We start from the raw sequence: 21,820 nt of genomic DNA, 5'->3' as shown, positions 1-21,820 counted from the left end.
TCCCTAGGTTCGCGCCTCGGTCTGCTCGGAATCGCTGTCGGGCTCGGCAGCACTGTCAGGCTCGGGGGCACTGTCAGGCTCGGCAGCACTGTCGCTCTCGGCCACAGCGGCTTCCGATGCAGCCGGTTGCGGCTTGCTTGCCGTTTGCTTGTTCTCCTCGACGAGGACCGCCGCGAAGTACTTTGCACCGATCTGGTCGAGCATTCGACGTGCCTTTTGCGCGGCCGCTGCCGACTCCCGATCTCGCGCAAGGACCAAAATTGTCGCGTCGGCCGCCGAGCAGATCGTTCCAGCGTCGGCCGCCGTGAGGATCGGAGCTGCGTCGATCACGATCAGGTCCGCACCCTGCTTCAACTCATCGAGCAGGCCGTTGATTCGCCCCGGCACGAAGGCTGCGAACGGGTCCGCAAGGGGACCACCGGCGACCAACACCCGCAGATTCGCCACGTCGGACGTCTGCAATGCTGCGTCTACTTCGTCGCTCTTCGGTTGGGAGAGCAGGGCTTTCAGAGACTTCCCGGCCGACTCGGCTGTGTCGTCTTCGGCACTGTTGAAATCCGCACGCACGAGCACAACCCGCGCTCCCTGCGTGGCACGACTCTCGGCGATCGCATATGCCACCTCTCGCACCGTGCTGGTCCGCGTCGGCGACGTCACGGCGACCACCGCGGGCTCGCGTGGCCCTGACATTGCAATCACGCTTGCGATCTGCCGGAGCCGCTGCGTGCGCTGGCCCCCGTCGCCCTTGTCGCGCGGGACCGTCAGCAATACCTTCTCGCCGATCGCCTTTTCGACGGCGTATTCGTGGTCCAGACGACCGCGCAGGCTCCCGACCGCGATAGCCGCGAGGCACCCGAGGATGATGCCCACGATTCCGGCGAGACCGACGGCTGCGCTGACACCCTTCGGTTCTTCGACCGCGGTCACATCGGTTTGAAAATTTTGCAGCACGTTCGACGTGTCCGAGATGACCATGTTCAGCTGCCGCTGCAACTCGATCAGCTCTTCTTCACTGATCGGTTGATTCTTCGCCCGACGCTCGTTGAACGGAGCCTGCAGCGCTGCGACGGTCTGATCGTGGATTTTCTGGACGTTCGCGTTGATGCCGTCGCGGAACTTGGCTGCGGCTTTTCCTGCCGCGTCGATCGCCGAGTTCGGCTGTGGGGCGACGGCTTCGATGAACAGCAGCGGGCTCGACGCGATCGTCTTCGCCTGGAGTGTCACATCGCTCGGAATTCCCAGGTCCGATCGCAACTTGTCCTGATAAACCGGATCGTTGAAGTAGTCGACATAGCCTTGGATCAGGTACGCGTCCTGTTCGGGCGCGCGAGTCTGCGAAATCGTGGTGAGGGCGGATTTGCTCGAGTACTTGGACTCACCGCTACTCAGAACGAACCCGATTGCCACCGCCAATACGAAGATCAGCAAGACCAGCCACGCGTATCTGCGAATACGGTGGAGGTTAAGACTCAGGTTGCTGGACAATCGCCCTCCCGTACTTCGAGTCCGCTGGCAAGCCGGCTCTTTTGGTTTTCCAGGCACTGAGTGCCGATTTCCTAGCGCTTTGCGAAGCTGCGTTCAGCTTTCGCACTCGATCCTGTTGACCGACGACCATTCCGGCAATCAACATGACTACCGCGCTCGGAAGATCGAACAGCCTGAGGTCGACCGAAACTCCGCAAGCAATGAGCGCAATGTAAGCGGAAATCCCGATGAATGCGAGTGGCCTGCCGAGCAGGCCAGCTTCCGGCAGCTCACGCAGGGCGGTAATCAGCCGATATGCGAGCATCACCAGGATTGCCAACCACATGGTCAAACCGACCAACCCGAGCTCGGTAAGAATTCCAAGTTCGTTGAAATGCGACGCGATGCCCAAAGCGTGGCGCCATTCGATATCCGGCGACCATTGTTGGTGGTGATAGGTATTGATGACGATGAACCGCCCGAGCCCCCATCCGAACCACGGTGCGTTCTCGAAACCCCAGACCGACGTTGCCGCGGTGTTCAATCGGTCGTAGACCTCACTCGTGGATCCGACTCCGCCGGCCGCGCGATCCGAGCTTGTCAACGTCGAGAAGTTCGTCAGCACTGCGATGACCACGATCGCGAAGCTCACCACGAAGCCGGTGCGGAAGCCTTTGGCAAGGACCATTCCGAGAACGATGATCAACAGCAGAGCGATGTAAATCGCCCGAGTGTGTGTCAGATACACCGAGTAGGCCATGGCGACGGCAAGCAGACCAGCAATCCGTCGCCACCACTTCGATCCTGGCTGGCTGGCAAGCACGACCGCGATCACATAGCTCAACACGAGGATCAGCCCGTTCACCACAGGCTGGTTGACGATTCCGTTCGCCCGGCCGATCCAGTTGGTCTCAGCAACCAATTTCGGCCACACAAGCGCGGGTGCATGGAACTGCCCGATGCTCATGTACGCCGAATAGGTGCCGAGTCCGACGATCGTCCACAACACCGTCCGGACAGCAATCTCGCGGGCAATCAAGACTCGACCGAAGACATACAACGTGAACGGCATCAGCGTCCCGATCAGCAGCAACCGGTAGAGCACGACGCGCTCGCCGGTGATGGGGAAACTGATCGGCGGATATTCGTGTGGCATCACTGCGGAGGCGATGTTCCATCCGATGTAGAGCACCATCACCACTTCGATGATGCCTACCTCGACCCGCCTTCCAGGTTTTGCAATAAACCAGATCGCCATCGACACAACCAGGCCCGCGTACGCGGGCAGGAACGCGTCGACAGGCAGCACCTTTGGAATTGCCAATCGAAAGAACAGCGCGAGGAGCAAGTAAATGAGTGCGACGAGCGGGTTCTGCAATCCGAAGTAGGCCGCCATTACCGCGAGGCATAGGCCGACCGCAACAAGAAATGGCGACACCGGCAAGCTCGGCGATACGACGATCAGCATCAGTAGCGCCAGGCAGGCCGCACAGAATATCGTCGCAGCGCGCAGGTGACGGGCATTCTGCCCGACCCACGTTCGCGCGTCCTCGACCCCGCTGATCATGTGAATCGACACCAGAATTCGGCGGGAGTTGCGCGAACTGTCACGACGGGTTTCCCACCTCGGTCGCCGACGGCGCGCGTCGAATCACGCTTGCAGCGCGTTCGTCCACTTCCAGCATTGCGACACCGAGAATGTCCGCATCGATTTGTTTCAATAGATGGACCGACTCGTTGAGATCGGCCGCCTGCGATCCCTGTTCGATCACGAGCAGAGTGCGGTCCGTCAGCGCGCAGATGACCTGGGCCTCCGCGGCCGTCAAGATTGCCGGCGTCTCGACGACCACAAGTTCGGCTCGTTGGCCGAGTTCGTCGATGAGCTTGGAGAAAGACTCCTTCGAAATCAGCGCAAAGGGGTCGCCGCCGCCCTTACCAACGTCGAGCTCTTGAAATCGGTCCTGAGGCGAACCTTCGATGTAGGACGCGATGCCATCGCCCGGTGAGTGTAAGTAGTCGCGCAGACCCTTGGGGTGCTCGCCCGACGCGACGAGGTTGGCGCGGACCAGGATTGTCCTCGTGCCCTGGAGCGCACGCCTTTCGGCGATTGCGCGTGCGACCTCAGGCAGCGAATCCGTGTCCCGAGGCGCAGCCACAGCGATCGAGGTGAATCCGCCCGGACTCGCCAGTCCGACAAAGTTCGCCAACCGCTCGAATTGCTCGGACCGTTCGTCCGGCGTCGATGCCGACACCGTAGGAATGACGACGAGCGGATCGAGATCAGACTTCTCGCGAACCTCCGCACGGCTCCGCATCCGACCGGACAGACCCGCGAGCAACACAGCCGCGAGACACCCGACGAACAGGCCGCCACCGAGTGCGAGCGCGAGCGTCATCGCCTTGCTCGAACCGTTGGTGGTCGGCGCCGAATCCAACTGGAGATTCCACAGATCTTTTTCTGTCCCGGCATTCACCTTGTTGATGTCTGCACCGAGCTGATTCCATTCAACGAAGGAGATATATTCGTTTCGCGCCAGACGGTCGTCGAACGGCTTGCGGAGCGCGGCGATAGTTTTGTCGCGAGCATCACGCAGGCGTTCGTTCACATGCTGCAGATATTTCTCACCAAGCTTTGCTGCCACCGTTTTGGCAACTTCTGGACTGTCAGCAGTCACATCTATTGTGAAGATTGGGCTCGCGGCCGCTGCCGATGCATTGGCGCTGGCGCCGGCAGGCAGGTCGCCATTCGCCCGTAATGATTCTTGATACGTCGGATCGTTGAACAGATAGATCAAGCCGAGGATCAGCGCAGATCCCTCTTCGTTCTCCGAATCAGTGGTCGCAGATAATGCAGCCTTGGCCGTATATGTCGGCTTCGCCGTGAATGCCGATACAGCGCCACCCAAAAGCGCGACCGCGACGACAATTGCGACAACCCACCAGCGCCGACGTATTCGTTCGACGAGGACACCCAACGCGCCGCTCAAAGGCTCTCGCAATCTCTTCATTCCCGACTGTGGCAGGGCCTACCGCGCAATACCAGCCGTGCCGATCCGGCACGTTTGTGCCGTTTCAATGGTTACATATTGCGGTCGGGTCGTGGCCGTTACTCGTCGATTCTCGCGGAGCGATCTGCGAGATTCAAGGCTAGCAGTCCACATCGTGACCTACCTCGATGCGCGTGTTGCGCCTGTCGCGGTAGTCTCTGATCACTGTCACCGAACACGCGACACAGGACCGAGAGCAAACTGTGGGCTACTGGGGGATACGCCTCGAACGCGCGACACGATGGAGGACCAACCCAGGCATGCGCCCCTCGAACAACATCACCCGCGTGGTCGCTGATTCGTGGTATTCCGAGAGACTCGCGGGTTTGTACAGCCTGGACAGTTGGCTGAAGGAGCGCCCGCAATTCGTCCAGCGCGCTGTCGACCGATATCCATCGCTGCGAGGCGTCGCACTAGCTTTCGCCGGCCGCAACTCGATGGCGATCGTCACGACGAATGGCCACGTAGGTACCAAGTTGTGCATCTTGGTCTGTGGCCTGCTCGGCTGGCGCAAGCTCATCCTGCTCGAATACATTCCCAATCCCCCGCGCCCCGGCATGAAGCTTCTCGTCCTGCGGCGCATCAATTTCATCGTGCTGCGCCGATGGCTATTGCGCAGATGCCTGATCGTGAGCCAGATGATGACCGAATCGGAATTCACCGCGGCGCCCACCGATCACGGAATACCGGCCGAACGTTTCCGCCTCGTTCAGTACCCGCTGAGATTCGACAACGCCCCCTTCGAAAATAGGCATTCGCTCGATGAGCGCGAGAGCCTTCGCGTGCTCGCGTCGGGCAGGCGGGTGGATTGGCAGACGGTTTTTGCAGCGGCAGAGGGCACCGACTGGGACCTGCGTGTCGTGTGCCTGTCGACGGACTTACCTGAGGTGCGTCGCCTCGCCGCCTCCCGGCCTGCGACTATCCGGTTCGACTTGGATGCAGGCAGCCATCAGGACGAAGTGATAAATGCGTGTGTATTCATAATCGCCGTTCCAGAAACGGGCGGCAGTATCGGACAAATGCGCGTTATGAATGCGTTCGATGCAGGCACAGCGATCGTTGTGTCCGACGTTGCCGGCCTCCGCGGATATGTCGACGACACCACCGCAGTGTTGGTTCCACCCGGCGATCCCATAGCGCTCCGGGCGGCGGTCGACGACCTTCTCCACAATCCGGAAAAACGGGCAAAGCTCACAAGCGCAGCCAGGAAATCGACCTACAGCATGACCGAATACGAAGAACGGATCAGTCGGCTGATCAGCCAAGCTGTCGGTGTGGACGACATTCGACACGACTGCCTGAATTAACCGGAACTCACGGTGAATAGGTGTAATTCGTGCGATGCCCACAATCGTCTGGTTTACTCGGCGGGTACTGCTAAAAGGAGTGAGTGATGGATATCGAAACGGCGCGATTGTCCGCCGCATCGGACCCTGGCAGCTAGCGCGCGCCGTGCCTACCCGTCCCTCCACAAGATCCCAGCGCCGAGCCATCTGGTCGGTGACCGAACTCGGCCCCGTACAAATCTCCGGCCACTCGGTCCGACTACGCCTGCCACGCTTCGCTGATGTCGATGACTGGTGCCGCATTCGATTACGCGATCAACAGGCAATCGAGCCCTTCTGGGTTGCGTCGTCGCTGACCTGGCAAGAGCGGCACACACGCAAGCTGTGGGTTCGAGAATGCCTGGAAATGCGACGAGCACGCCGCAAAGCCACCGCACTGTCGTTCGTCATCGAATGCGACGGCCGATTCGCGGGGCAGTGTGGACTGACATCGATCGACCTCTCGACGGGCCAGGCCGAACTCGGAATCTGGATCGACTCGACGGTTGCCCGAGGCGGAGTCGGATCGGTCGCAGCGTCCCTCGTTGTCGACTATGCCTTCGATGTGCTCGCCTTGTACCGAGTCGCGGCCATCACAGCAGTGGGCAATATGCCTGCAGCCCACGGCGCGGAAAGGATCGGTTTCGTTTTCGAGGCGCGGATGGACAGCTTCTTCGAAATTGGAACCGGGCGCGCAGCACACGAACTTCGGGCCATCATCGGCGATCGACGACCGGTCGGCGGCGTCACCAGCGATGCAATTGCACGGTGGGATCGCCCTCGACCGCCGGCCGCACCACCGAATCAGGCAAGCCCAGTCGTCCGACGTCGAATACCACCGTTCACCGACCTGCTGACTGTGTCGAAGTTCTACCTCGGTTCAGCGCGCCAGGTCGCCGCCCGCTACAAAAAGCGCAAGCAATTCGACATTGCGTGGGACGGTCCCGCAACGGAGCTCGGTCGGGTCAGCCTCAAAGGCTCGACGGACGTCGACAGTCCGACGTCGACATCGCACAAGACGACCGATGGGTTCGCGCGCTTCGCACGACTGTTGCGTCATGACGACGACAGTCCAGCCTTGACCGCGCAGATCGTGGCGGACCGCAGCAAGCTTGCGACGTGCAGGCTCGTGGACGTCTTCCACGAGAACGGCCGACTCGACATCGCCTTGGTCGGTGAGAGCGCACCACAGGAAGTTGCCGAAGGCGTTCGCGTCCTGATCGATGTCATCTTCACGAAGATCGGCCTACGACGCGTGTTTGCGATCTTGCGAGTGAGCGATATAACTACAGCCAAAATCATCGAAGCTGCAGGCATGACGCGCGAAGGCACTATGACTGGATACGCCGAATTTGCCGGCAAACGCGAAGATCACGACCTATGGGCGATCACGACGGATTCTTGATCTCGCGCCGGAATCAATACTTCTGCAGTGCGCTTTCTGTCATCGCACTTTCGAATGCGTCGCCGTACACAACGCCGGTCCCATGGACGTTCACGGAACGGTAATAGCCCATCTTGAAGTAGGTGCCACCGCCGCCCGGAATGAGAGTTCTGATCGCGCAGTGATCCGTTCCGGCGCACGGCTCGCCTGTGAAAGTTTGCCGTACTCCGTTGTGCCATAGCTCGACGAATCCAACGCTGTCTTCGGCCGACCATTTGATGTGCATCTTGATGTCTTGCCATGTGCCCGGCGCCAACGGCGTCTTCCAGAGCACGGGCGTCGACATGAACACACCCGGTGCTGCCTGCCGGTTGATACGCAATCCCCACTGACCGTCTGCGACATCGACATTCATCGACACGGGTGGCGAGCCGGCGTCACTTTCGCCGTGCCATTGCCCCACCACGCCCCAACCCTGGCTGGCGTGGTTCATCGGGAACGTACTCGAGAACTGCGTACTCCACTGGTACCAGCGGTCGTCACCCTCATTTCCGCCGGTCACAAGCTCGTCGGAGACCTCCGAGCGGTCGCCGGCCGAAAACGAAAGGTCACCGTCGCGCACCTCGAAACGGGCCGCATAGCGGCCTTGCCGCACAACGTCGGTCTGCACCTGCAGACTTTGGTCGGAGTTCTTGTAGTCGGTGCAGAAATCGTTGATCACCACCGACTGGCAGGTCGACCACTGACTGAAGTCTCCAGTCTCGAAATCGCCACGAAACAACACTTGGGCTGGGTCGCCCTCGGTCGGCAGTTTCGCCGCAGCGGTCAGAACCGCAGCCACCGATACCAAAGCGATTCCTGCAGCGACCGCGACGACACGCCAGCGCCGCAGCGCGCGTCCAGCTTGTCGGTGCACCATTCGGACTCGTCTCAGGGGCTCGGATGGGCAAACGGCCGTTCACCCGCCCATCCATTCTACGGGAATGCGGGTAGCGACCATATGTGACGAAGCTATCGCCGATGGTGCACTACTCTGGCGTCGTGAAACGATGCCAGTGCGCTAGAGCGGCCCACAACAATGGTTCGTACGGCATTTCGGTCACCGCGCTATGTGCGGAATAGCCGGCATCCGGCGATTCGACGGAACACCCGTCGATCGCGAATTACTTGCGCAAATGGCGCGCCAGCTCGAGCATCGAGGTCCCGACGACCATGGTTTATGGATCGACGGCTCGATCGGTTTTGCGCACACTCGATTGTCGATCATCGACCTGAGTGGATCGCTGCAGCCGATGGAGGGTGCAAGTGGCCGAACTCACATCGCATTCAATGGCGAGATCCTCAATTATCGACAGCTTCGAAGCGCTCTCAGCTATCCGTTTCGGACCGATGGCGACACCGAAGTCCTACTCGCGCTCTACGAATCTTCGGGTGCGAGCTCCGTCGATCGGCTGCGCGGTCAGTTCGCCTATGCGATCCACGATTCCAACACCGACGAGACGCATCTCTTTCGCGACCGGCTCGGAATTCTGCCGCTGTACTACTACACCGATTCGAAGATGTTTGCTTTCGCGTCGGAGATCAAGGCACTTTTGCCGGTCTTGCCGTCGACGGCGGTCGATGAGGCAAGCCTGCACGACTACCTGGCCCATCGCTCGGTACCTGCGCCGTACACCTTCATCGAAGGTGTACGGAAGGTACCGCAAGGGCATCATCTCGTCGTCGCGCCCGACGGATCGGTTCGTAGCGAGGCGTACTGGGAGTTGCCGCGAGAGCCCTCGCTGCTGAAGGTCAGTCCGTCGGAAGCCGTGAACCTCGTCGACGAAGCGTTGACCGCGTCCGTTCGAGACGCGCTCGTCGCCGACGTTCCCGTCGGCGCCTACCTGTCGGGTGGTTTGGACAGCAGTCTGATCACTGCACTGGTCGCGCAAGAGCGCCACGGTGCGGCACTGCACACGTTCTCGGCCGGCTTCGGCGACGATCGCATGGACGAAACCGTCTGGGCCCGCAAGGTCGCCGAGATTGTCGGCAGTGAGCACCACGAGGTCGAGGTCACTGCCGAGGATTTTCAGAGCAACTGGTCGCGGCTCAGTTGGCATCGAGATGCCCCGCTGTCCGAGCCTGCAGACGTGGCCGTATTTCGCCTGGCTCAGCTGGCACGTGAACACGTCAAGGTCGTCCTTTCCGGTGAGGGCAGCGACGAGCTGTTCGGCGGCTATCCGAAGTATCGATACGCCGGAATCACGCGATGGTCCGGTGCGGTGCCGGGCGCTGCACTGAATCGCCTCGAGGGCACTCTTCCCGCAGACAAGGCACGTCTCGGCGTCGCGATGCGCGCGATTTCGGAGCCGAACTACGCCGAGCGGATGCGGGGCTGGTTCGCCCCCTTCACGACGGCAGAACGCGATTCGCTGCTCGGCCGTGCCGCGGAACGATCGGTGCTCGATCCGTACCGGAACGGTCGTGGAGACGGGCTTCGCCGAATGCTCTATGCCGACGCCCACACCTGGCTGGCCGACAACCTTCTCGAACGCGGCGATCGCATGTCGATGGCCGCCTCGTTGGAGCTGAGGCCGCCATTCCTCGACCATCGCTTGGTCGAGCTCGCATTCAGCCTCCCCAGCAATGTCAAGGTGCGCCGTGGTCGAGGAAAGTGGGTCGTGAAGGAAGTTGCTCGCCAGCATCTGCCCGCAGAAGTTGTCGATCGTAAGAAGATCGGCTTCCAGGTTCCGCTCGATGCCTGGTTCCGCGGCGGCCTTCGCGACATGGCCTTCGACCTTCTTACCGACCCATCGTCTTTCGTCGGTTCGCGTTTCGATCGCGCCTCCGTTGCCCGCTTACTCGAAGACCACTCGTCGGGCGGTAGAAACGAACAGCCCCGAATCTGGACGCTGCTGTCTCTCGAGGTGTGGCATCGCGAGCTGAAGCGTCGCCTCGACCAAACCGCTTGACGCACCCCCATCCGGATAAATAGCGAAAATACAAACCTGAAGTCCGAATTCAACGGTCGAATTCAATATCGAAATCAAGCAAGCATGCGTGCTGCCGCGTAGCAAGCATCAATCACGCACTCGTCACGATATGGACGCGATTCGATCGTGCGGTCTTTCAGCCTGCGCCGATCGCATAGATTTATTTCCGGGTCGGACCAATCTTTTCTGCATGAACGGCGGACACACATGTCTTCGCAACCCCATCCAGTGGCATTCGGCCGGCTCGTTTCGTCACCTCGCCTGCGCCTGCTGGCCGTCGTAGCAATTACTGTAGGTATCTTTATTGCGATTTCACCGAAGTCCGCCCAAAGCGCAACAATATTCGCGTACGAAACGGAATCCATGACCTGGAGTCCGGCGTCGGCGGTTTCCGTTGTGTCCGATCTCGCAGCGTCGGGCGGCAGCGCGACAAAACTGAATTCGTCGACAACCGGTAGCAAATCGGTATTGCTCGGGGCCGGTACTGCGATATTACTGACGGCAAAGGGCGGCACCTGCATCACCTCTCCCGCAATTGCCGTGACTATCGACGGAGCAAAGCGAACGACCATTTCGGCCGGGGCAACCACTTGGACGACCTACCGGATTCCAGTCGCAATTACCGCAGGCACGCACACGATTGAATTCGGGTGGAGTCCGGATTGGTTTTGGTCGTTCTGCGGCATGGGTCTTTACCTCGACAGCGTTTCTCTGGAAGGAACAGCACCGATCACAACGACCCCACAAACAACATTAGCCTCACCAACCACAACAACTACCTCACCAACAACAACAGCACCAACTACTACGGTCGCCGCGAGCGCCGTACCGTCCTTCGTCGGCGACTACGAAACCGGCAACTTCTCGCAGTGGCCGGTCTGTCAGTCCAAGGTGATCAACGACAGCTGCTCGAACTACAACAATGCCAACTACAGCCTCATGGTGCAGAATTCGGTCAAACGACAAGGTTCGTACGCCGCGCGTTTCGAATTGCGTGACGGCGACATCCCGAGCTTCGGCGGAGCCGAGCGGACCGAGGTTCAAGGGGGTCCGGAGACGGGAGGCAAGGAGGGTGAAGAGGGTTGGTATTCGTGGAGTACACAATTCACGTCGACATTCCCGCAAAACCACGCAACTCAAGGATGGGGTGTCGTCGCACAATGGCATCCGGCGAGCAATAACGGTTCTCCGCCTGTGTCGTTCAACGTCGATGTCGCCGACGGTCAATGGGGCCTGAAGATAACCAAGCAATCATCGCCCGGAGTTTATGTCGGAAGCTACGTTCTTTGGCAGCAACCTTTGTCGCCCGGCGTGTGGCACGACATCAAAATGCATATCAAATGGTCGGCGAAAGACACGATCGGATTCGTCGAATTCTGGTACAACGGCGTCCAACAGACGTTTCAAACCGCGCCGTGCGTCGGGATGACGAAATGTATGGTGCGGACATTGATTCCCGGCGTCAACGGGACCTATTTCAAACAGGGCTATTACCGTGATGTCGCCGTTCAAGGAACAGGAATCCTGTATCACGATGGATTCCGGTGTGCCCGCACAGAAGCAGGGCTGGGTAAGTGATCGATCGACTCAGTCGCCGACGAGCAACCGCTTCGTGACGACCTCCGCGATCGGGAGAGCCGACGTCGCCGCGGGTGACGGGGCATTGAGCACGTGGACCGAGCGCGGCGTGCGTTCGATCATGAAATCGTGCACCATCGTGCCGTCGCGCAGCACGGCCTGCGCTCTGATTCCCGCTTCGCGGGGTTGCAGGTCGCGCAGCGTCAGCTCCGGGCAGTACTTCCGGCAACGTGCGAGGTAGCCGCGCTTGGACAACGAGTCGCGCAGCTCGGCGATACCGGTCCCGACATTCGCGCGGGCGAGGTTGTAGAACCCGCGATAGCGCGCGTACTCCCAGAAGTCTGTCTTGTCGAAGGCGAACTTCTTGTACTTCTCCCGCGCCATTCCCAACACCGCATTCGGTCCGACGGTCAGCGTGCCGTCGATCATCGGACTCAGGTGAACGCCGAGAAACGGCAAGTCGGGATCGGGAATGGGATAGATGAGGTGATGCACCAACGACGACCGCTCGGCGGGCAACTCGTAGTACTCGCCGCGGAACGGGATGATCTGGAAGTCGATCGCGATTCCCGCCAGCCTGGCCATTCGATCGGCCTGTAGCCCGGCGCAGACAACGAGGTTGCTCGCTTCCCAGGACTCTTCGTTGCTCGTGATCACGATCCGGTCGTCATGTTCGGCAATACCGACGACGTCGACGCCGACCCGGATCTCTCCGCCCGCAGCGCGGACTCCGTCCGCCAGCGCCTGGGTTACTTTGCGATAGTCGATGATTCCGGTCGTGGGCACGAACAGCGCGCCGGTACCGGTGATCGCCGGCTCCCGGCGGCGCAACTCCGCAGCATCGATCACCTCGACATCGAGGCCGTTGATCTTCGACCGCTCGTACAGCGCATCCATGCGTTTGTGCTCGGCAGCGTCCGTCGCGACGAGTAATTTTCCGATCACCTCGCAGGCAATTCCATGCTCGGCCGCGAATTCCTTGGTGAGTTCGGCACCACGACGGCTCAACTCGGCTTTGAGGCTGCCCGGCTCGTAGTAGATCCCCGAATGAATGACGCCGCTGTTGTGCCCGGTCTGGTGCACGCCCAGCGTGTCGGCCTTGTCCAACAGCAACAGCGTCGCTCCTGGTCGCTGCTTCAAGATTTCGCGCGCAGTTGCCACACCGACGATTCCACCGCCGATCACGCAGTAGTCGTACACAATCCCCGTCGCTTCGCTCGCCCAGTCATCATTCCCTCGTCGGCCAATACTGTCGCCATTGCTTCGCATACAGCGGTCGCCGTTCCGCACGAGCCTGCTCAGCGGCATCCTCGGCCGACCGGATATGTGCTACGAACGCCAGCGTCGCCTTGCGCAACTCTTCCTCCGCGCTGGCCGGACCGCCGAGGTGAACCACCTTCAAGGCTTCCGGCACAAGGTCTTCCGGCAGCCCCGCTTTGGCGCTGCGGGTCAGTACCTTCTCTGCCAAGGCAAGCGCGGGCAAACCCATTGCGATCCCGTCGACGCACGACCGTCTCGCCTTCTCTGTGGCCTTTCGCTGTTCCCACGCGCGCTCCTGATGAGCGATGTCGATGGGCCCGACCGCTTGATCGGCCAGGTGCGGGCTGCGATGCACGAGCTTCGCGACCAGCGTCGATGCGACGTCGTCGACCACGAAATCACCACGGGCTTGGGCGATTCGGGAATGGAACAGGACTTGCAGCAACAGGTCGCCGAGCTCTTCTCTGATCTCCTCCGAGGAACCGGTGCCGATCGCGTCGAGCAACTCGTAGGTCTCCTCGAGCAGGTAGACGCGCAACGAATCGTGGGTCTGGGTGACCTCCCAGCCGCCGAACCCCCACAGCGTGTCCATCAGCTCGACCGCCTCGAGCAAGTTGTCCCCCGGCACCGTCGGAGCGGCAATCACCATCTCGCCGTTGGCGATCCGCTCGAGCACGGTCTCGTGCTTCGGATCGGTGCTCAGCAACACCTCGGCCTGCTCGACTGCATGCGCCATCCGCCACCGAACCGCTACAGGCACCTCTTCGGTGAATTGCACAGGCCCACCGAGAAATTCGACGGCATCCAGCGGAATCATGGTCGGCCGCAGCGGGTCGAGCAGAATCACCGTCACGACAAGCTCACTGCTCCAGGAGCTTTGCCGTCCATGGACAACAGCAGGTCCGCGACGAACTGCAACAACGCAACGTCACGGACGCGAGCGGAACCGACAGAATCCTCGACTCGCGGTAGCGGCAACCCGACCACACCGGTCGTCGCGCGGTAGGACGCACTCGGGTACAGCCGTTTCAACCGCGTCTGCTTCGAATCGGGCAGATGCATCGGCGACAGCTTCAACTGAGTGCCCGCGACGGCAACCTCGGTGATCTCGTATTCGCGGCACAGCAACCGCAGCTTCGCGACCGCCACCAGCCGGCCGACCTCGGGAGGAATCGGTCCGTACCGGTCGACGATCTCGGCCACGACTTCGGCAAGGTCGGAATTGCTGTTGGCCGCAGCGAGTTTGCGATAAGCCTCCAGCCGCAATCGATCGCTCGTCACGTAATCCGGCGGGATGTGCGCATCCACCGGCAGATCGATCCGGACTTCCTTCGGCGCCTCGTCGGTAGTGATCGGTCGCCCGTCCGCTGCCGCTCGGTATGCCTCGACCGCTTCGCCGACAAGCCGAACGTAGAGGTCGAAGCCGACCCCTGCGACGTGACCGGACTGCTCGGCACCGAGGACGTTGCCCGCCCCGCGGATTTCGAGGTCTTTCATCGCGACGGCCATGCCTGCACCGAGGTCGGAGTTCTGCGAAATCGTCGCCAGCCGGTCGTACGCCGTTTCGGTCAACGGCTTTTCGGGCGGATAGAGAAAGTAGGAGTATCCGCGCTCACGGCTACGGCCGACCCGGCCACGCAGCTGATGCAGCTGAGCGAGCCCGAGCGCATCGGCGCGCTCGACGATCAAGGTGTTCGCGTTCGAAATGTCGAGGCCGGTTTCGATGATCGTGGTGCAGACCAAAACGTCGAACTCGCGCTCCCAGAACCCCTGGACCGTCTGTTCCAGCATGTCCTCGTTCATCTGGCCGTGCGCAACCACCACGCGCGCGTCCGGGACGAGGTCGCGAATCCCCTTGGCCGCCTTGTCGATCGAGCTGACCCGGTTGTGGACGTAGAACACCTGACCGTCGCGCAGCAGCTCACGCCGGATCGCCGCAGCGACCTGCTTCTCGTTGTACGCGCCAACATAAGTCAGGACGGGATGGCGCTCCTCCGGTGGCGTGAGGATCGTCGACATCTCGCGAATCCCCGCCAAGCTCATTTCCAGCGTGCGGGGAATCGGCGTGGCCGACATCGTCAACACGTCGACAGCCGTCCGGAGCGCCTTGATGTGCTCCTTGTGCTCGACGCCGAAGCGCTGCTCCTCGTCGACGACCACGAGCCCGAGATCTTTCCAGCGCACCCCGGTCTGCAGCAGGCGATGGGTCCCGACGACGATGTCGACGGTGCCATCGGCAAGACCTTCGAGCACCTTGCGCGATTCGGCCGGATGCGTGAATCGGGACAGGCCGGCAATCTTGACCGGGAACGCTGCCATTCGCGCGGTGAACGTCTGCAGATGTTGTTGCGCGAGCAGCGTTGTCGGTACGAGAATCGCGACCTGCTTGCCATCCTGCACAGCCTTGAAAGCTGCACGCACCGCAATTTCGGTCTTGCCGTAGCCGACGTCGCCGCAGATGACGCGGTCCATCGGGACCGACTTCTCCATGTCGGCCTTGACCTCGGCGATCGCCGTCATCTGATCGACCGTCTCGGTGAACGCGAACGCGTCCTCCATCTCCTTCTGCCACGGCGTATCGGGGCCGAAGGCGTGCCCTGGTGCTGCCTGCCGCGCAGCATAGAGCTGCACGAGCTCACCCGCGATCTCGCGAACCGCCTTGCGCGCCTTACGTTTCGTATTCGCCCAGTCGGAGCCGCCGAGCTTGGACAGACTCGGCATCTCGCCGCCGACGTAGCGCGAGAGTTGGTCGAGCGAGTCCATCGGGACGAACAAGCGGTCGCCTGGATGCCCACGTTTGCTGGCTGCATATTCGATGACGAGGTACTCGCGCCGGGCGCCGCCGACGGTCCGCTCGATCATCTCGACGAATTTGCCGATGCCGTGCTGATCGTGCACGACCATGTCGCCGGAATGCAGCGCCAGCGGATCGACCTGGTTACGGCGCTTCGCGGGCAGCCGTTTGCCATCGCCGGCGGCCGCGATGCGGTTTCCGGTGAGGTCCGATTCGGAGATGATCACCAGGCCCGCGTCGGGCAGGATCAACCCTGTCGACAGCGTTCCGCACAACACGCCGACAACGCCGTCCTCCGGCTCGGCACCGGATTCCAGCGTTGCGGCAGGAACATCCGCTTCGGCCAATCGCTCGAGAATTCGCTGCGCGGTGCCGTGGCCTGCGACAACGATGGCAGCGCGGGCGCCAGTAGCGACATGAGCACGCAACATCGCAAACGTCGCCGCCAACTCCGTGTCGGAACCTCGGGCAAGCGGTGCTGCCATCGCGGCGAGTTCGATCTCGGTGCCACTGCCGGACGCCAGCGGGCTGATCGTCCACCAGACGTGCCCGCCCTGCTCCGCGCGTTCGCGTACCTCGCGCAACGGTCGGTAGCCCGACGCAGCGAGGTCGAGGTGAGAGGTGCCCTTGATTACCGACGTGTCGATCGGCGCAGCACCGCCGATGGACGCCGCGGTCCACGATGCTTCCAGGAATTCCTGCCCGGTGCGAACGAGATCGGCGGCACGGGTACGGACCTTCTCCGGGTCGCACAACAACACGTGGGCATCGACCGGCATCGCATCGGTCAGAACCACCAGCTTGCCCGGAACGAGCACGGGTATCAGCGCTTCCATGCCTTCGACAGGGATACCCGACGCGATCTTGTCCAGCATCTCCACGAGCGCGACATCGGAAGCGTTATCGATCGCCAACTGCGCTGCGCGAAGGCGAATCTCGCTGGTCAGCAACAGTTCTCGGCACGGCGGGGCAATGACGGCTTCCACGTGCTCGTCGGGCAACGACCGCTGATCGGCGACGGCGAATGCGCGCAGCTCGGTGACCTCGTCGCCCCAGAATTCGACGCGGACCGGGTGCGCGGCAGTCGGGGAAAAGATGTCGAGGATGCCGCCTCGCACGGCGAACTCGCCGCGCTTGCCGACCATGTCTTCGCGGCGATACCCGAATTCGACCAGGCGGGTGATCAACCCGTCGAAATCGTGCTCGGTGCCGATGCGCAGCGTGACCGGCTCGATTTCGCCGAGTCCGGGTGCCATCGGCTGCATCAGCGACCGAACCGTGCTGACTACGACGCGCAGCGGCTCGCCGTACTCGGCGTCGTTCGGGCGCGCGAGGCGGCGCAGCACTTCCAGCCTTTTGCCGATCGTGTCCGCACCCGGTGATAGCCGTTCGTGCGGCAACGTTTCCCACGACGGGAACTGTGCGACCTGGTCGCCGAGGATCTCCCCGAGTTCGACGGAGAGATCGTCGGCTTCACGGCCGGTTGCCGTCACGACCAGCAGCGCCGTTTTCGCTGCCAGCGCCGCTGCGACGAACGGACGGAGCGCGGACGGACCGACCAGCGTGACGTCGGAACGTCCGATGAGATCGCTCAGTCCGGCAAGTGCAGCATCTGCGCGCGCTGCGTTAGCCAGACCAGCCATTGGCGGGCGGTTGGAAGGCAACTCAGCTCCTGGACACAGGCGTCGACGGCCATCGAGTTGATGGCTGTAGCAATTCTATGTGGCGACGAATCTAAGGAGCGTAGCGGCGCAATCTGCGGGCGGCGAACTCACGGAAGTACGAGAGCTTTTCGTCGGGCACCAGGGACGGGAGCAGGAAGTACCACAACCGCTCCATCCGGATTGCCATCTGATCCACGGTGTCGGTACCGACTGCGACGACATGCACTCCGGCAGTCAATTCCTGCCACAGCAGACCGACCTCTTCGGGATCGAGATCGGAGTTCAGATCGCCCTGCTCGATTGCCCGCTCTGCCAGCAACCGGTGGGTCTTCTCCCAGAACTCCGCGATGTTCTCGCCCTGAGTGCCGCGATAGTCGCCGATCTGATGGTTCAGCTTGAGCATTGCCGCAACCATCGGGTCGTTGGCAGTGAGGTCCGCGACAACGTAGGAGATCCCGATGCAGGCCTCCAGCGCAGGCACGCGGCTGTCGAAGAACCCTTTGCACGACGCATTCAGGCGTTCGTTGCCCTGGTCGACGACCGCCCGGGCCAACTCTTCCTTGGAACCGAAATGGAAGTAGAGAGCGCCTTTGGTCACATTCGACTGAGCGATGATTTCGCTCAAGCTCGCGTTTGCGTACCCTAGTCTCAGGAACACATCTGCGGCGCCGGCGAGCACGGAGTCACGTGTGATCTCCGCGCGTGCTTGCCTAGCCATGCGACTCGCCTCGCCATCCCGAATTCAGACCGGCCGCGAGAAAGCGGCCGTAGCAGCACATAAAGGTTGGATGAACCGTACCACCGGGCTCGATTTCGGCCACGGGATCATTCATCGGGTAGACCCTTCCTGTGTGAATGCGCGCCGCGAACGGGTAATGGTCCTATTTGTACTGCAAGGGCGTCATCCCGTGCCCAACTGGGGGTTCGGCTCGAGGTTAGTCAGACCGTTCCAACACAGATTCACCAGGTGGGTCGCGACGATTTCCTTCGACAGGACTCGTTCGTCCAACCACCACGTTGCGGTTGTAGAAACCATTCCTACCAGGGCTTGTGCATATAGCGGAGCGAGTTCGGGATCCAGACCGCGACGTTCGAAATCACCGGCGAGGATATGGCCGACGCGTCCGATTGCCTCGTTAAGCAAACTCGAGAAGGTTCCTTCGCCCGCGGTCACGCGCTGATCACGAACGAGGATCCGAAATCCATCCGTTCGATCTTCGACATACGTCAGCAGCGCCAACGTCACACTCTCGATCCGGACCCGCGATCGGTTGTTTGTAAGCGACAGCTTGATCATTTCGTTCAAAGTCGACATTTCTCGGTCGACGACGACCGCGTACAGCCCTTCCTTACCGCCGAAGTGCTCGTACACGACCGGTTTGGAGACCTGCGCACGCTGCGAGATCTCCTCGATCGAGGTCGCGTCGTACCCGCGCTCGGCGAACAGCCCACGAGCAATCTGCACCAACTGCTCACGACGCTGCGTCCCGGTCATTCTTGTGCGCGGCACGCGCTCCCCCACCTGCGAGCTATCGCCTGACATGGCCTCTCGCTTCTTCGAGCCTTCGGTCGGGTTTGCCTTCGTCGGTCAGCCTATCGGCACGTACCAGGCATTTGGGCAAGCGGTTCGACGTATGGACCACCGGCATGCGAGGATCGTGGGCGCAATAACGGGCCGCTCAGCACCAGTCGAGGCGGTCTGGAGGTCGACAATCCGCCGTAGTGTAATGGCAGCACCTCTGATTTTGGTTCAGATAGTTCAGGTTCGAGTCCTGGCGGCGGAGCAGGGAGCTAGAAGCGTGCAGAGCGATCAACGCTCACTGAGCGACTCCCGAAGCAACGATACGTAGACGACGAGGAGCCTCATGGGCAAGCAGACCGCTGTCGTAGTCCTCGCTGCCGGCGCGGGCACGCGGATGCGGTCGAAGACCCCGAAAGTGCTGCATCCACTCGGTGGTCGCTCGATGCTCGCACATGCATTGCACGCCGCAAACGAAGTTGCTCCCCACTATCTGATCGCCGTTGTGGGTCACGACCGCGAACAGGTCGGTGGCGCGGTAGCAGCGATAGCGGAAGAGCTCGATCACCCCATCGACCTGGCGATTCAGCCCGAGCAACTCGGCACAGGACACGCGGTTCAATGCGCGCTCGAGGTGCTTCCCGCCGACTTCGAGGGCGACGTCGTCGTCACGGCCGCCGATGTGCCGTTGCTCGACGGTCATACCCTTCATGCGCTTCTCGACGAGCACCGCAGCTACCCGGACGACGCCGCTGTCACCGTGCTGACCTTCGTGCCCGACGACCCGAACGGGTACGGCCGAATCATCCGGACCGCCGATGGCAACATCCTCGAGATCGTCGAACACGCCGATGCCACGCCCGCCCAGGCGGTCATCAATGAGGTGAACTCCGGCGTCTACGTGTTCGACGCCGTCACGTTGCGCTCAGCGATCGGTCAGATCAGTACTGAGAACGCCCAGCGCGAGCTCTACCTCACCGATGTGCTGAAGATCGCGCGCCAAAGCGGGAAAGCCGTATATGGCGCGGTCCTGGACGACCCCAGCAAAGTCACCGGGGTTAACGACCGGGTACAACTCGCTGCCGCTAACGCCGCGATGAATCGCCATACCCTCGAGCGTCACATGCGCGCGGGCGTCACGGTCGTCGATCCCAACAACACGTGGGTCGACGTGAGTGTGGCTATCGGTCGTGACGTCACCCTTCTTCCCGGCGTCCAGCTGCTCGGAAGCACGAAGATCGGCGAAGACGCCGTGATCGGCCCGGACACGACCCTGACCGATGTCGAGGTAGGCGATGGAGCGTCCGTCGTCCGCAGCCATGGCACACAGTCGACGATCGGCGCCAGCGCCACTATCGGCCCCTTCAGCTATCTACGGCCCGGCACAGTGGTCGGCGTGCACGGCAAGCTGGGTGCGTTCGTCGAGACGAAGAACGCGCAGATCGGCGCACATTCCAAGGTCCCGCACCTGACGTACGTCGGCGATGCGACGATCGGCGAGCACAGCAATATCGGCGCGTCGAGCGTGTTCGTCAACTACGACGGTGTCAACAAACATCGCACCGTGGTCGGTTCGCACGTCCGAACCGGCAGCGACAACACTTTTGTTGCGCCGGTGACGATAGGCGACGGCGCATACACGGGCGCAGGCACCGTCGTGCGGCGTAGCGTTCCTCCCGGGGCACTTGCAGTGTCGGGCGTGGCGCAACGCAACCTTGAAGGCTGGGTACAGCGGAAACGTCCCGGAACTCCGCCCGCGCAGGCGGCGGCTGCAGCATTGCAGGCGCTCGAAGATGAAACACAGAAGAAGGACGGCGAAGAGTAGTGAGCTCGAAATCGGTCGACAACCAGAAGAACATGATGCTGTTCTCGGGTCGCGCCCATCCTGAACTGGCCGAGCAAGTGGCCAAAGAACTCGATGTCGTCGTCACGCCCCAGACCGCGCGCGATTTCGCGAACGGTGAGATCTTCGTCCGCTTCGACGAGTCCGTTCGCGGGTCCGACGCGTTCGTGCTGCAGAGCCACCCGTGGCCGCTCAACCAGTGGCTGATGGAACAGCTCATCATGATCGATGCGCTCAAGCGCGGATCAGCCAAGCGCATCACAGCGATTTTGCCGTTCTACCCCTACGCCCGCCAGGACAAGAAGCACCGTGGACGCGAGCCCATCTCGGCGCGCCTCGTCGCAGACCTGCTGAAGACCGCGGGTGCGAACCGGATCATCACCGTCGACTTGCACACCGACCAGATCCAGGGCTTCTTCGACGGTCCGGTCGATCACATGCACGCCCACAATCAGCTTGCCGAGCACATCCGCAACGGCTACAACCTCGAGCACATCACCGTCGTCTCCCCCGACGCCGGCCGTGTTCGCGTCGCGGAGAAATGGGCCGACTCGCTCGGCGGCGCACCGCTGGCATTCATTCACAAGACGCGCGACCCCTTGGTCCCCAACCAGGTCAAGTCCAACCGCGTCGTCGGCGGCGTCGAAGGCCGCACCTGCATCTTGATCGACGACATGATCGACACCGGCGGCACCATCGCAGGCGCGGTCCGCGTGCTGAAGGAAGCCGGCGCTGGCGACGTGGTCATCGCCGCGACGCACGGCGTGCTGAGCGCTCCCGCCGCCGAGCGCCTTGCGGCGTCCGGAGCCAAGGAAGTCGTCGTCACCAACACCTTGCCGATTACCGAAGAGAAGAAGTTCCCGCAGCTCACGGTCCTCTCGATTGCGCCGCTGCTCGCCCGCACGATTCGTGAGGTCTTCGAGAACGGTTCGGTCACCAGCCTGTTCAACGGCAACGCCTAGGCGGCTGC

General features: G+C 61.8%; 15 protein-coding genes and 1 tRNA gene. 7 read left to right on the top strand and 9 right to left on the bottom strand.

Going from position 1 to position 21,820, the window contains the following annotated elements; translation table 11 throughout:
* Window positions 1-3 precede the first annotated feature (3 nt).
* The 3 genes from FGL95_RS16695 to FGL95_RS16685 are packed head-to-tail and all read right to left on the bottom strand — an operon-like array spanning window position 4 to window position 4,472.
* A complete protein-coding gene (locus tag FGL95_RS16695) occupies window positions 4-1,485 on the bottom strand; it encodes a tyrosine-protein kinase family protein (protein ID WP_169588794.1) in 1,482 nt (493 codons plus the stop codon).
* Window positions 1,463-3,031, bottom strand: a complete 1,569-nt coding sequence (locus FGL95_RS16690; RefSeq protein WP_169588792.1) for an O-antigen ligase family protein — start codon at window positions 3,029-3,031, stop codon at window positions 1,463-1,465. The genes FGL95_RS16695 and FGL95_RS16690 overlap by 23 nt, the downstream gene beginning before the upstream one ends.
* A 40-nt stretch (window positions 3,032-3,071) precedes the next feature.
* Complete coding sequence (locus FGL95_RS16685; protein ID WP_169588790.1) at window positions 3,072-4,472, bottom strand: Wzz/FepE/Etk N-terminal domain-containing protein; 1,401 nt, start codon at window positions 4,470-4,472, stop codon at window positions 3,072-3,074.
* Between the two features lie 299 nt (window positions 4,473-4,771).
* Between FGL95_RS16685 and FGL95_RS16680 the strand changes: the two genes are divergently transcribed.
* Both FGL95_RS16680 and FGL95_RS16675 read left to right on the top strand, forming a co-directional pair.
* Complete coding sequence (locus tag FGL95_RS16680) at window positions 4,772-5,818, top strand: glycosyltransferase (RefSeq protein ID WP_169588788.1); 1,047 nt, start codon at window positions 4,772-4,774, stop codon at window positions 5,816-5,818.
* Between the two features lie 193 nt (window positions 5,819-6,011).
* Complete coding sequence (locus FGL95_RS16675) at window positions 6,012-7,241, top strand: GNAT family N-acetyltransferase (RefSeq protein WP_169588786.1); 1,230 nt, start codon at window positions 6,012-6,014, stop codon at window positions 7,239-7,241.
* 13 nt (window positions 7,242-7,254) lie between these two features.
* Here the strand turns inward: FGL95_RS16675 and FGL95_RS16670 are convergent, their stop codons facing one another.
* Window positions 7,255-8,139 (bottom strand): polysaccharide lyase family 20 protein, encoded by an 885-nt coding sequence (locus tag FGL95_RS16670; protein WP_169588784.1) that lies wholly within the window; start codon window positions 8,137-8,139, stop codon window positions 7,255-7,257.
* A gap of 190 nt (window positions 8,140-8,329) precedes the next feature.
* Between FGL95_RS16670 and asnB the strand changes: the two genes are divergently transcribed.
* A complete protein-coding gene (gene asnB, locus FGL95_RS16665; RefSeq protein ID WP_169588782.1) occupies window positions 8,330-10,171 on the top strand; it encodes an asparagine synthase (glutamine-hydrolyzing) in 1,842 nt (613 codons plus the stop codon).
* A 228-nt stretch (window positions 10,172-10,399) separates the two neighbouring features.
* Window positions 10,400-11,770 carry a heparin lyase I family protein gene (locus tag FGL95_RS16660; protein WP_169588780.1) on the top strand — a complete coding sequence of 457 codons (1,371 nt, stop codon included), beginning with the start codon at window positions 10,400-10,402 and terminating at the stop codon, window positions 11,768-11,770.
* Between the two features lie 9 nt (window positions 11,771-11,779).
* Here FGL95_RS16660 and lhgO read toward each other — a convergent pair whose 3' ends face one another.
* From lhgO to FGL95_RS16635, 5 genes are all read right to left on the bottom strand, one after another.
* The gene (gene lhgO / locus FGL95_RS16655; protein WP_338079887.1) at window positions 11,780-12,955 is read right to left on the bottom strand and encodes an L-2-hydroxyglutarate oxidase; all 1,176 of its coding nucleotides are present in this window, start codon (window positions 12,953-12,955) and stop codon (window positions 11,780-11,782) included.
* Between the two features lie 43 nt (window positions 12,956-12,998).
* The gene (locus tag FGL95_RS16650; protein WP_169588778.1) at window positions 12,999-13,883 is read right to left on the bottom strand and encodes a MazG nucleotide pyrophosphohydrolase domain-containing protein; all 885 of its coding nucleotides are present in this window, start codon (window positions 13,881-13,883) and stop codon (window positions 12,999-13,001) included.
* Complete coding sequence (mfd, locus tag FGL95_RS16645; RefSeq protein WP_169588776.1) at window positions 13,880-17,467, bottom strand: transcription-repair coupling factor; 3,588 nt, start codon at window positions 17,465-17,467, stop codon at window positions 13,880-13,882. The genes FGL95_RS16650 and mfd overlap by 4 nt, the downstream gene beginning before the upstream one ends.
* Before the next feature lie 91 nt (window positions 17,468-17,558).
* The gene (locus FGL95_RS16640) at window positions 17,559-18,206 is read right to left on the bottom strand and encodes a TetR/AcrR family transcriptional regulator (protein ID WP_169588774.1); all 648 of its coding nucleotides are present in this window, start codon (window positions 18,204-18,206) and stop codon (window positions 17,559-17,561) included.
* A 183-nt stretch (window positions 18,207-18,389) separates the two neighbouring features.
* The gene (locus tag FGL95_RS16635; protein WP_169588772.1) at window positions 18,390-19,031 is read right to left on the bottom strand and encodes a TetR/AcrR family transcriptional regulator; all 642 of its coding nucleotides are present in this window, start codon (window positions 19,029-19,031) and stop codon (window positions 18,390-18,392) included.
* 170 nt (window positions 19,032-19,201) lie between these two features.
* Here FGL95_RS16635 and FGL95_RS16630 point away from each other — a divergent pair.
* From FGL95_RS16630 to FGL95_RS16620, 3 genes are all read left to right on the top strand, one after another.
* Window positions 19,202-19,272: transfer RNA gene (locus FGL95_RS16630), tRNA-Gln, on the top strand.
* Between the two features lie 81 nt (window positions 19,273-19,353).
* On the top strand, window positions 19,354-20,832 hold the full coding sequence (glmU, locus tag FGL95_RS16625) for a bifunctional UDP-N-acetylglucosamine diphosphorylase/glucosamine-1-phosphate N-acetyltransferase GlmU (protein ID WP_169588770.1): 1,479 nt from the start codon (window positions 19,354-19,356) through the stop codon (window positions 20,830-20,832).
* The gene (locus tag FGL95_RS16620; RefSeq protein ID WP_169588768.1) at window positions 20,832-21,812 is read left to right on the top strand and encodes a ribose-phosphate diphosphokinase; all 981 of its coding nucleotides are present in this window, start codon (window positions 20,832-20,834) and stop codon (window positions 21,810-21,812) included. The genes glmU and FGL95_RS16620 overlap by 1 nt, the downstream gene beginning before the upstream one ends.
* Window positions 21,813-21,820: the final 8 nt, after the last annotated feature.

Source organism: Antrihabitans stalactiti (genome assembly GCF_012932915.1).
Classification (GTDB): Bacteria; Actinomycetota; Actinomycetes; order Mycobacteriales; family Mycobacteriaceae; genus Antrihabitans; species Antrihabitans stalactiti.
The sequence above is the reverse complement of the archived record's forward strand: the minus strand, read 5'-3'. Positions and strand labels throughout refer to the sequence as shown.